Here is a 15,365-nt window from a genome sequence, read left to right on the forward strand (position 1 = left end):
ATGAAAAAATCTACATTATTAATTATTCTAATTTGGTTTGCGATTAGTGCAAATCTTGATGCTCAATCTCTTTCAGGAACTTACACTATTGGTGGCTCAAATCCGGATTATGCAACTATCTCAGCAGCGGTTACAGATTTGACCACAAACGGGATTTCAGGAACCACAACTTTTAATATCCGAACAGGAACCTACAACGAGCAAGTTTCTTTAGATACAATTATTGGAGCATCTGCTAACGACACAGTGGTTTTCCAGTCAGAAGCAGGTGCACAAGTTATTATGACATATGAACCGACAGGCTTCGAAGATAATTATGTTGTAAAATTTAATGGTGCTGATTATGTTACTTTCAAGGATATGACATTAATTAGTACAGGCACCACAGGTAAAAGCTATGTTTTCAATTTTCAAAATGGTAGTGAAAACATTACTCTTGAAAATGATTCAATTATCGGAACTTCAAATGTTGATATACAAGATGGAATTTATCATGCTGTTATCTATTTAGATGGACAAAATTATAATATTGCAATTAGAAATAATACTATTCTGAATGGATCTTATGGAATCTTTAGCCGTGACGTAATAGGACTTAATATCTCCAATAATACAATCAATAACTTTTATCAAGGTGGAATATGGATTTCCGATCAATTTAATGGGCTGGATTCAATTGTGATTAGTTCAAACGAATTGTATTCGAGGACATTTGCAACCGTATTTGGTATATATATTGATTATAGTGGTAGCAATTGTTTGATTGTTAATAACATGATTCAAATGAATGCTTTAAATAGAAACTCCGGAATGCTTTTAAGCAATTTTTCTGGAACCTCTGGAAACGAAATATTAATCTCCAACAATATTATTTCAACCAAAAATGCAACTTATTATTCAACCTCACTTGCTAGAGGCTGTGTTCTATCTTCATGCAGTTATGTAAAAATATTCTATAATTCAATTAACATAACTGATGGAATGTCAACCAATACCTATGCTTGTTACTTTAGTAGTTGCACGGATATTGATTTAAAGAACAACAATTTCGTACTTGATGGTTGCGATAATGGCTATTCCATTTACAATTCTGGCTCAACAAGTATCACAAGCGATTATAATAACCTTTACTCAACAGGAACAAATCTGGGATACTGGAATGCTGATGTTATAGATTTATCGGCATGGCAAACAGCAAGCAGTTTAGATGCTAATTCTTTGTCAGTTGATCCATATTTTGTAAACGATACTAATCTTCATGCACGATCAATTTATTTAGATAATGCCGGAACACCAATCTCATCTGTTTCAACCGATATTGATGGCGAACAGAGAAGTACTACAAACCCTGATATTGGAGCTGATGAATTTACAGGTATCGATTTAAGGCTTGCAGGAAATTATACCATCGGCGGTACAAGCCCCGATTACACAACAATTTCGGAAGCAGTGACATATTTGACAAGTTTTGGAATTTCAGGTACTGTTAGTTTTAACATCCGCACGGGAACTTACAATGAGCAGGTTTCAATTGACTTGATTGCTGGAGTATCTTCAAATGATACAATTGTTTTTCAATCGGAAACAGGTGCAGATGTAACAATGACCTACGAACCAACAAGTTCAGATAATTATATTGTTAAGTTCAATGGATGCGATTTTATTTCATTCAAAGGAATTACATTTGAAGCAACTGGAACTACAAATGGAGGGATATTTGATTTCAGGGATGGTTCGGATTATATTACAATAGATAGTAATGAAATCTATGGCATAAATATTAGTGGCAATTCATCTACCAATACAATTATACATGCCCAGCCGCCCCATACAAATGGCAATATAAGAATCATAAATAACGACATCTATTATGGAGCCTATGCAATAGACTTCCCTGGTGATATTGCCAATAATTGCAGCAACAATATTATTTCAAATAATATTATTCGAGACTTCAATTATTATGGAATAAAAGTTCACAATCAGGATTCTATGACCATATCTGGAAATCAAATAATTGCAAAAAAAACCGGAGGATACGAAACCCAGTATGGTATAGAATTTAAAGCTTCAAATGGAGAGAATATTATTTCGTCAAACGAAATCGTGCTCTATGGAAGTAATTGGAACACTGGTATGAGTTTGGACTTGAATAATAGTCTAAGCGGAAGCGAAAATTTTGTTGTGAATAATACAATATCCTGCCAAAACGCATCCAATATTACTTGGGGAATGTTAGTTAGCGCAAAGTACACAAATATCTATTACAATTCAATTAATGTTCTTGATGGTAATGCCTCTTCAAGCGCAGCATTTTACCTTAATCAAGTATCAAATACTAATATTAAAAACAATATCTTTGCTTTCACATCAGGATCAAATAGTGGGTTTGCCTTTTATAACGACAATTCATCAAATTCGTTTATAAGCGATTATAACGATCTGTACTCGACAGGAACAAATCTGGGCTATTGGAATGCTAATGTAGCAGATTTATCAGCCTGGCAAACTGCAAGTGGTTTGGATGCAAACTCAGTTTCAGCAAATCCTTTATTTGCTGCAGATACAAACTTACATGCAAATTCTCCTGCCTTAGATGGTCAAGCTACACCAATAGCTTCAATCACTTTAGATATCGACGGAGATATCAGGGATGCAACAAACCCGGATATTGGAGGTGATGAATTTACAGTTGTTCCTTTAGCAGGAGGTACATACACTATCGGTGGTACAAACCCGGATTATCCAACAATTTCAGATGCTGTAAATGATCTAAAAGTAAAACCTATATCTGGTCCTGTGAGCTTCAATATCCGTACAGGAACCTACAACGAGCAGGTTTCAATAAAAGCAATTTATGGAGCTTCGACTACAAACACGGTAACTTTTCAGCCCGAAACAGGTGTTGCTGTTACGATGACCTACGAACCAACATACACGAACAATTATATTGTTCAGTTCGACGGTGCCGATTATCTTACATTTAAAAATATGACATTTACTGCTACAGGAACTTCATATGGTCGGGTTTTCGATTTTGAGGATGGAAGCCATTATATTACTCTTGATAGTAATGTTGTTAATGGAATTAGTACGACTTCAACAAGTGACGATTTGGCTGTAGTTCACTCAATGTCAGGTACTGAAAATGACTATATTACAATTTCGAATAATGAAATTAACAATGGTTCATACGGTATGTGCATATACGGAAGTAGTATGTCAAATTTGGAATTGGCAAATATCATTGAAAATAATATTATTCAGGATTTTCATTATTATGGAATGTGTTTATATTATTTCGATTCGCTTTTGCTTTCTTCAAATGAGATTTATGCAAAATCGACTGGTGGTAATAGCTTACAATTTGGAATTGAAGCCGGCTTTTGCTATAATAGAAGTTTGGTTTCAAAAAATAAAATTCGTGTTAACTCAACATCAAATAATCAAGGAATATATTTGTCTAGTTTTGATGGAACATTGGGCAACGAAAATCTGGTAATTAATAATTTCGTTTCCTGCCACAATTCAAGTTCGTCTAGTCATGGAATTTGGGCTAGCAATTGCAGTTATATAAAATTCTACTACAATTCTATAAATATTACTGACGGGGATATAGATGGAAAGGCTTTCATAGCAAGCTTTTGCGGTAATATTGAGCTGCAAAACAACATTTTAGCAAACACCAAAACAGGAGGTGGATATGCAATATATACTGAAAACACATCAACTTTCTCTAATAGCGATTATAACGATTTATATACAGAAGGTACTTTTCTTGGAAGATGGTATAATACTTATTGCACTGACTTATCTGCATGGCAATCAGCAATCTCAAAAGATGCCAACTCAGTCTCTGCCGATCCTTTTTTCGAATCGGATACAAACCTACATGCCAACGCAGTATCTTGCAACAACACGGCAACACCAATTGCCGGAATCACCGAAGATATAGATGGCGAAAGTCGCGATGCTTCGACACCTGACATTGGTGCAGACGAATACTATATTACACCACTTTCCGGAATTTACACCATTGGTGGCACAAATCCCGACTATGCAACAATAGCTGCAGCAGTAAACGATTTAGGAATAACATCTATTGATGGACATGTTTATTTTAATATCCGCACAGGAACCTACTACGAGCAGGTTTCTATTGAAAGAATCTGGGGTGCAAACGAATCGAACACAGTAACTTTCCAGCCCGAAAGCGGTGCAAGTGTAACAATGACCTTTGAACCAACAAGCACAGACAATTACATCGTTCAATTCGACGATGCCGATTATGTTACTTTTAAAAACATGACATTTACAGCTACCGGAACAGATTATGGAGGGGTTTTCCTTTTTAATGATGGAAGTAACTGTATTACACTTGACAGTAATATTATCAACGGTATTAGTACAACATCAACAAGTGGATGCGAAGTATTAAGTTCTGCTAATTCAAGTGAAAACAACCATATTACAATTTCAAACAATGAAATAAATAATGGTTCGAATGGAATATATCTGGAAGGTGAAAGTCTATCAAATCTTGAAGAAGGAAATGTTATTTTCAATAATACCATTCAGGATTTTCATTTTTATGGAATGATTCTAATTTCTCAAGACTCTATTTCAGTTTTATCTAACACAATAATTTCTAAATATAGCGGTGGATATTCCACACAATATGGAATTTCTGCTAGCTATTGCGATAACAATTGCGATTATAGTAATAACGTTATTATCATGAAAGCGAGTTCAATCAATTATGGAATGTATTTCCACTACTGCGAGGGTACATCGGGAAATGAAAATCTTGTTTCGAACAATTTTATTTCAACACAAAATTCTACATCAACAACAAAAGGAATTTTTTTGGGGAATAATAAATATACAAATATTTATCACAACAGTGTAAACATTACAGATGGTAATACTTCAAGTAGTGCATTTTATAATGAAACGAGTTCAAGTATTTTTTTGAGAAATAATATTTTTGCAAATACAAAAACTTCCGGTGGATATGCAATTTACTATTATAATACTTCCAGTATCCATAGCGATTATAATTGTTTATTTACCGAAGGTACAAATCTTGGCTATTTGGGAGGCAACCGTACAACATTAGCACAATGGCAATCATACAGTGTAGATGCTAACTCCGTTTCAGTCGATCCATTCTTCGAATCGGATACTAATTTGCATGCAAACGCTGTTGCTTGTAATAATACAGCAACTCCTATTGCCGGAATCACCACAGACATTGACGGAGAAGCCCGCGATGCCTCAACTCCTGATATGGGGGCAGACGAATATTACATAACACCACTTGCCGGAACTTACACCATTGGTGGCATAAATCCCGACTATGCAACAATAGCTGCAGCAGTAAACGATTTAAGAATTACACCAATTGATGGTCATATTTACTTTAATATTCGCGACGGTGTATATAATGAGCAGGTATCGATTGAAAGAATTTATGGAGCAAGCGAATCAAATACTGTAACTTTCCAACCTGTAACAGGAGCTTCGGTTACTATGACTTACGAACCAACAAGCTCAGACAACTACATTGTTCAGTTTGACGATGCCGACTATGTTACCTTTAAAAATATGACATTTACTGCAACAGGAACAGACTATGGTAGAGTTTTCGATTTCTTAGATGGTAGCCATTATATTACTATTGATGGCGATACGATAAATGGAATTTATACAAGCTCCTTTGCACATTTTCTTGCTGTGATTTATTCTAATTCAGGAACAGAAAACAATCATGTTTCAATTACAAATAATAAGATTAATAATGGGTCATATGGATTATATTTCGCTGGAATTGGTACATCAGATTTTGAAACAGGAAATTTAGTTAGTAATAATGAATTTATTGATTTTAACTATTCTGGCATATATCTATATTGTCAGGATTCAATCAATGTAAATTCAAATAATATTTATGCAAAATCTAGTGGAGGAAATAGTTCACAATACGGACTTAATGTATCTTATACAGATAATTCAAGTATATTTTCTAAAAACAAAATCAGAGTAAATGCTACAGCTTCGAATTATGGAATATCTCTGAATAATTGTGATGGAACTTCAGGAAATGAAAATCAAATTGTAAATAATCTTATTTCCTGCCATAATTCGAGTAATACAAGCTACGGTATTAATATTTCATCATGTACTTGGCTAAATATCTATTATAACTCTGTAAATATTACAGATGGAATTTCTCCTTATAGCTCTGCTATGTATGCTCCTAATGGTAGCAATATAGAAATACAAAACAATATTTTTGCCAATACCAAATCTTCAGGTGGAGGATATGCAATTTATACATATAGCACTACAAATATTACCCTAAGTGATTATAATGATTTATATAGCGAAGGTACTAATCTTGGAAAATGGTATAATACTAATTGCACTGACTTATCTGCATGGCAATCAGTCAGTTCTAAAGATGCAAATTCAATTTCCATTGACCCAATGTTTACATCGGATACCGATTTGCACACAAATGCATTGCAATGCTACGGCACAGCAAATCCAATAGCCTCGGTAACCGATGATATCGATGGTGAACTACGTGAAGCTTTGACACCTGAGATTGGAGCTGATGAGTTTGAACTAACATCATTGGCGGGTACTTATACAATTGGAGGAACAAATCCTGATTTCACATCAATTGCCGATGCAGTAAACGAACTAAGAATAAAACCTATTTCTGGCAATGTTATATTTAATATCCGAACAGGAACCTACAACGAACAAGTTTCCATTGAGACAATTTATGGAGTTTCGGCTACAAACACAGTAACTTTCCAGCCCGAAACTGGAGCCTCGGTTACAATGACATACGAACCAACAAGTACAGACAACTATGTGGTTCAGTTCCATGATGCAGACTATGTTACTTTTAAAAATATGACATTTACGGCTACAGGAACAGATTATGGACATGTTTTTGATTTCAAAGATGGTAGCAATTATATTACCCTCGATAGTAATATTATTAATGGAATTTACATAAGTTCGACAAATACTAATTTCGCTACATTATATTCTAGTGTAAATACTGAAAACGACCATATAACAATTACAAATAATGAAATTTATTATGGATCATACGGAATGTACCTGTATGGTATGAACGCAGCAAATCTTGAAGAGGCTTGTGTAATCAGCAATAATACGATACAGGATTTCCATTTTCATGGAATGTATATCCAATATTTCGAGTCGCTACAATTAAGCTCAAATGAGATTTATGCAAAAACGACCGGAGGAAATGATACGCAATATGGTGTTTATGCAGCAAATTGTGATAATGGAAGTGAGTTTACAAAAAATATAATCAGGGTAAATGCTACTAATAGTAATTATGGTTTGTATCTCAAATATTGCGACGGACCAGCCTATGATAGAAACCATATAATCAATAATTTCATTTCATGTCACAATTCATCCACATACAGTTATGGAATTTATTCTAATAGCAACACTTACATTAATTTCTATTACAACTCGGTAAATATTACTGATGGTAATTCATCGTATGGAAATGCATTCTACGCAAATAGTGGAAATAACATCACTTTGCAAAACAACATTTTTGCAAACACCAAAACTTCGGGTGGTTATGCTATTTATACAAACGGTGGTTCGAATATAATAGCCAGCGACTACAACAATCTATATACAGAAGGCACATATCTTGGATATTATTGGACAGGTAATAGGACAGATTTATCAGCATGGCAATCGACAAGTAACAAAGATGCAAACTCAGTTTCGGTAGATCCTTTTTTCGAATCGGATACAAATCTACATGCCAACGCAGTAGCTTGCAACAACACAGCAATACCTATTTCAGGAATTACAGAAGATATTGACGGAGAAGCAAGAGATGCTTCAACTCCAGATATGGGGGCTGATGAATATTACATAACACCACTTGCCGGAACTTATACCATTGGTGGAACAAATCCCGACTATGCAACAATAGCTGCAGCAGTAAACGATTTAAGAATAACACCAATCGACGGACATGTTTATTTTAACATTCGCACCGGAAACTACAACGAGCAAGTCTCGGTAGAAAGAGTCTGGGGTGCCAGCGAGGCAAACACCGTAACTTTCCAGCCAGAAAGTGGAGCAGATGTTACAATAACTTACGAACCAACAAGCTCAGCAAACTATGTTGTTCAGTTCGACGATGCCGATTATCTTATTTTCAAAAATATGACATTCACGGCTACGGGAACATACAACGGTAGAGTTTTTGATTTTCTTGACGGAAGTCATAATATTACTCTTGATAGTAATATTATTAATGGTATTAGTGCAACATATACAAGTACGAATTTGGCTGTTATTTATTTGGCTTCTTCAACCGAGAATAACCATATTACAATTTCTAATAATGAAATCAACAATGGTTCATATGGATTATACTTATTTGGAACTAGTACTTCAAATCTTGAACAGGCTTGTGTAATTAGCAACAATATAATTCAGGATTTCCATTCTTATGGAATGTATTTATATAATCTGGATTCAGTTGTTGTAAGTTCAAATCTTATTTCGGCTAAATTGACAGGTGGAAATAGTACCCAGTATGGAATTTATGCCCGATATTGCGATAATGGAAGTGAGTTTTCTAAAAACAATATCAGAGTATATGCTAGTACAACAAATTATGGAATGTACATATATAACTGTGATGGGACATCAGGAGATGAAAATCATATAGTTAATAATTTTGTTTCAACACATTATTCCACCGGCACATCTTACGGAATTTATTCATATACAAATATTTACACCAATTTTTATCACAACTCTGTAAATATTACAGATGGTAATTCTTCAAGTTATGCGTTTTATAATTATACAGGTTCATATATTGTATTGAAGAATAATATTTTCGCTAATACGCAAATTTCAGGAGGTTATGCAATTGGTAACTATAATACTTCCGGTATTAGCGAAAGCGATTATAATTGTTTATATACTGAAGGTACTTATCTTGGATATTGGTCAGGTAGCAAATCAACTTTAGCTAATTTTCGATCTGCGAGCGGAAAAGATGCAAACTCAGTTTCTGTAGATCCATTATATGTTAGCGATACCGACTTGCATGCAAGAGCTAACGATATTGACAGTGCTGCAATATTCATTTCTGCATATACAGAAGATATTGATGGAGATAGTAGAAATTCCACATATCCCGATATTGGAGCAGATGAGTTCGATTATCTCAATTTTTCTTTTGCAGGAGTTTATACTATTGGAGGAACAAATCCCGACTTTCTAACTGTAAAACAAGCAGCCAATGACTTGTACAAATATGGAATGTCGGCATCTGTAACATTTAATATCCGTACAGGAACCTATTACGGACAATTTATAATCCGCAATATTCCAGGCGCTTCTGCTACTGATACTGTTGTATTTCAGGCAGAAGACGGAGCCGATGTAACAATTACTTTTGAACCTACTATGATATTCAATTATGTTGTTCAGTTTGATGGGGCAGAATATGTTACATTTAAAAATTTAACCTTTACTGCTACAGGAACAAGCTACGGTTATGTTTTTGATTTCGAAGAAGGATGCAATTATATCACTCTTGATAGTAATATTATTAATGGTATTGTTACATCATCAACAGATTCAAAATTAGTAGTATTACATTCTGCTCCATCAGCCGAAAACGACCATATAACAATAACAAACAATGAAATAAACAATGGTTCGTCCGGAATGTCCTTTAATGGCACTACATCAAATCTTAAAGAGTTTTATTTAATTAGCAATAATACAATTCAGGATTTCCATTGTTGTGGAATACATCTATCTTATTTTGACTCAGTCCAGGTAAGATCAAACGAGATATATGCAAAAACAAGTGGAGGAAATTCTGAACAATCTGGAATTTCTGCATTTAATTGCGATAATAACAGTAATATTTTAAAAAATAAAATCAGAGTAAATGCCACTTCAACAAACACAGGTATATATCTAAACTACTGCGACGGAACATTAAGTGATAGATTTTTAGTTGCTAACAATTTCATATCATGTCACAATTCAACATCATTCAGCTATGGAATATATTCTTTCAATAGTAATTATCTGAATTGTTACCACAATTCTATTAATGTTACTGATGGAACGTCTTATGGTGGGAGAGCAATGTATTTAAACGGAGGTAGCAATATTGAACTTTTGAATAATATTTTTGCAAATACTTCAGAAGGTTACGCCATTTATACATCTAGTTATCCAAACATATCGGTAAGTAATTATAACAATTTATTTACTGAAGGTACAAATATTGGATACTGGAATAGCTCAAATCACATATCATTATTTGATTGGCAAAGAAATACAGGTAATGATGTCAACTCAGTTTCAATCGATCCGTTTTTCGAATCGGATACTAATCTGCATGCAAATTCCGCAGGTTGTAACAACACTGCAACTCCAATTTCAGGAATAACTGATGATATTGATGGAGAAACCCGAGATACCTTAACTCCTGATATAGGTGCAGACGAATATTACAAAACTACACTTTCAGGAGTTTATACAATCGGTGGTGCAAATCCCGACTATGCAACAATTGCTTCAGCTGTAAATGACTTAAGAATTAAACATGTAAATGGGCATCTATATTTTAATATTCGTGATGGCGTTTACAACGAACAAGTTTCAATAAAACGAATTTGGGGAGTAAACGAAACGAACACTGTAACATTCCAACCTGAATCTGGAACTTCGGTTACGATGACTTACGAACCAACAAGCACAGACAATTATATTGTCCAGTTTGATGATGCAGATTATGTAATATTTAAAAATATGACTTTCTGTGCAACGGGGACAACTTTCGGACGAGTTTTCGATTTCCTTGATGGTAGCAATAATATTACCATTGAAAATGACACTATAATTGGTCTTTCTACCTCTCTTCCTAGTGATTGGTGTGCAGTAGTATATTCCGGAGATCAAACTAGAAATAACAATATAAATATCCTTAATAACGAAATTATTAATGGTTCAATTGGAATAAACTTTCAAGGATATCATACTACTATACCTGATGTCTCAATCAGAATTTACAACAATCAGATATATGATTTTTCAGCATATGGGATTAGAATTGTATATCTTGATTCAGTTAATATTTGTTTGAATGAAATGTATTCAAAATCAAATGGCGGATACTCAACACAATATGGTATATATTGCTCGGGCTGTGATAATTCGTCTATAATTTCTAGGAATAAAATCCAGGTAAATGGAAGTTCGAGTAACTATGGCATGTATTTTCACGCTTGCGATGGTATTACGGGCGACGAAATTTTGGTTGCTAACAATTTTGTTGTAACAAAAAATGCAACTTCTACGGTTTATGGAATTCATCCTACTTCAAGTACTCATTTTAAAATATATCATAATTCGGTAAATGTAACAGATGGAAGTACATTCAGCTCTGCATTATATGTAGCTAATGGAAGCAACTTCGATGTTCAAAACAATATTTTGACAAATACCAAATCTTCCGGTGGAGGCTATGCTATTTATACAAATTCTACTACAAACATTTCTGTATGCGACTATAACGACCTTTATAATGAAGGCTCTTATCTTGGGAAATGGGGCACTTCGAATAAAACAGATTTAACTGCATGGCAATCAGCAAGCAGTATGGATGCCAACTCAGTTTCAGTGGATCCATACTTTGAATCGGATACAAATCTGCATGCAAATGCAATAGCTTGCAACAATACTGCAACTCCTATTGCCGAAATTACTGAAGACATTGACGGAGAAGCCAGAGATGCCTCAACTCCTGATATGGGGGCTGATGAATATTATATTACACCACTTTCAGGAATTTATACCGTTGGTGGCACAAATCCTGATTATGCAACTATTGCACTTGCCGTAAACGATTTAAGAATTAAACCAATCGAAGGCCATGTATATTTTAATATTCGCGATGGTGTTTATAATGAACAAGTTTCAATAAGTAGAATTTGGGGAGCAAGCGATTCTAATACCGTAACTTTCCAGCCCGAAAATACCGATTCGGTAACAATAACTTACGAACCAACAAGTACAGATAATTACATCGTTCAGTTCGACGATGCCGATCATGTTACTTTTAAGAATATGACTTTCACTGCAACAGGAACTTCTTATGGTAGAGTTTTCGATTTTCTTGACAACAGCCATTATATTACACTTGATAGTAATGTTGTTAATGGTATTGTTACAACAGCAACAGGTCTCAACTTAGCAGTAATTCACTCAGCTTCATCTACAGAAAACGACCATATAACAATTTCAAATAATGAAATAAATAATGGTTCGTACGGGATGTACCTGTATGGTAAGAGTACATCAGATTTTGAAGAGGCATGTGTAATTAGCAATAATACGATACATGATTTCCACAATTATGGAATCTACATCCACCTTTTCGATTCACTCCAATTAAACTCTAACGAGATATATGCAAAAACAACAGGTGGAAACAGCATACAATATGGAGTTTATGCACATTCATGCAAAAATGGAAGTGAGTTTACAAAAAACAGAATCAGGGTAAATGCCAGTTCTGAAAACTATGGTTTCTCTCTCAATGCTTGTAACGGAACATCAGCAGAAAAGAACCAGGTAATCAATAATTTTATCTCCTGCCATAATTCAAGTTCAATAAGCTATGGAATTTATTCAAATTCAAATAGTTATAATGATTTTTATCACAATTCGATAAATGTTACCGATGGTAGTTCATCAAGTGGAAGAGCATTCTGCGCTATCAGTGGAAGTAATATCACTTTGCAGAACAACATTTTTGCAAACACCAAAACATCGGGAGGTTATGCAATTTATACAAACAGTACTTCAAATATTACAGCCAGCGACTATAACGATCTATATGCCGAAGGCTCATATCTTGGATATTGGTATAATTCTAATAAATCAACTCTGGCACAATGGCAAACAGCAAGCTCGAAAGATGCAAATTCAGTTTCAGTAGATCCTTTCTTCGAATCAGATACAAATCTTCATGCCAATGCAGTAGCATGTAACAATACGGCAACACCAATTGCAGGAATCACTACAGACATTGATGGCGATGCCCGCGATGCCTCAACTCCGGATATGGGTGCAGACGAATACTATATTACACCACTTTCAGGAATTTACACAATTGGTGGAACAAACCCCGATTATGCTACTCTCACAGCAGCAGTAAACGATTTAAGAATCACACCAATAGATGGACATATTAATTTTAATATTCGCACAGGAACCTACAACGAGCAAGTTTCGATAGAAAGAGTCTGGGGTGCTTCGGAATCGAACACCGTAACTTTCCAAGCAGAAACAGGAGCAGACGTAACAATAACATACGAGCCAACAAGCTCAGACAATTATGTAGTTCAGTTTGACGATGCCGATTATGTTACTTTTAAGAATATGACTTTCACTGCAACAGGAACTTCTTATGGTCGTGCATTTGATTTTAAAGATGGCAGCCACAATATTACACTCGACAGTAATAATGTAAATGGAATATCAACAACATCAACAAGTGCGAATGTGGCAGTAATTTATTCAGCAAGTGGAACTGCGAACAATAACATTTCGATTACAAATAATAATTTCAATTACGGTTCATTTGGAATTTATCTAAGTGGAACAAGTACTTCAAATCATGAAACAGGAAATGTAATTACTAATAATACTTTACAAGATTTTCATCAAAATGGAATGATCTTGTTTTATCAGGATACAATTAATATTTCTTCAAATATTGTGTATGCAAAAGGTAGTGCCGGAAATAGTACGCAATTTGGAATTCAGGCAATCAGTTGCGATAATTCTAGCTCTTTCTCAAAAAATAAAATCAGGGTATATGCCAGCTCGACAAACTATGGATTATATTTAAGCGCATCCGACGGAACTTCCGGAAATGAGAATCTAATTGCTAATAATTTTATATCATGCCATGGTTCTGGCACAAATAGTTATGGAATTTATACCACGTCCAGCAATTATTTGAACTTATATCATAATTCTGTAAATGTTACAGATGGCAGTAGTTCAAATGGATATGCATTAAATCTCAATTCCGGCAGTAACATAGAACTACAAAACAACATTTTTGCAAATACCAAAACCTCAGGTGGTTATGCTATTTATACAAACAGCACATCGAATATTGTTGCAAGCGATTATAACGATTTATATACCGAAGGCTCAAATCTTGGATATTGGTCAGGTAACCGTACAACTTTGGCTAATTGGCAATCATATAGCGGAAAAGATGCAAACTCAGTTTCAACCGATCCGTTTTATGTTTCTGATACCGATTTGCATGCAAGATCTTCTGTAGTTGATAGTGCTGCAACACCAATGGTTGAAATTACTGATGATATTGATGGCGACGCCCGTGATGCAACTTATCCTGATATGGGTGCCGATGAGTTTGATTATGTAGATCTGACTATGGCAGGATTATATACTATTGGAGGAACAAATCCTGATTTTACCTCAATACTCTCTGCGGTAGATGATATCGTACGTTTTGGAATATCCGATTCGGTAATATTTGAAATTAGAGAAGGAACTTATATCGAACAGGTTTCTATTGAAGATATTCCTGGTAGTTCGGTGAGTAATTATGTTGTTTTCAGGCCTGAAAATACCGATTCAGTAGAAATGACTTACACACCAACAAGCACTGATAACTATATAGTTCAGTTCGATGGTGCCGATTATGTTACATTCCAAAATATGACATTTACGGCTACCGGAACATCATACGGAAGAGTTTTCGATTTTAAAGGTGAAAGCCACTATATAACAATAGACAGCAGTATTATAAATGGAATTAGTACAACATCAATAAGTACAAATTTATCGACAATATATTCCGCTTCTTCAACCGAAAACGACCATATCACAATTTCAAATAATGAAATAAATAATGGCTCGTACGGAATGTATTTTTATGGTATGAGCACATCAAATCTTGAACAGGCTAATATAATCAGCAATAATACAATTCAGGATTTCCATTATTATGGAATGTTTCTGTATTATTTCGATTCGCTCCAATTAAGTTCAAATGAGATTTATGCAAAATCAAGTGGTGGATATAGCACACAATATGGTATTTATGCTGCATATATTGATAACTCAAGTTTAATAGCTAAAAACAAAATCAGAGTAAATGCTACATCTGTAAATTATGGAATGTATTTATATTACTGTGATGGTAGTTCAGGAAACGAAAATCAGTTTATTAACAATTTTGTCTCTACTTATAATTCCAC

1 protein-coding gene (running past one end of the window) is annotated in these 15,365 nt (G+C 34.5%); it reads left to right on the forward strand.

The genetic code is table 11. The features are described from left to right. Nucleotides 1-15,365 carry part of the coding region annotated (locus HN894_03125) for a hypothetical protein (GenBank protein ID MBT7142304.1) on the forward strand (this coding region is incomplete at its 3' end). Its footprint extends 20,211 nt past the window's final position, so 15,365 of the 35,576 annotated nt are shown.

This window comes from Bacteroidota bacterium (genome assembly GCA_018692315.1).
Taxonomy (GTDB): Bacteria; Bacteroidota; Bacteroidia; order Bacteroidales; family JABHKC01; genus JABHKC01.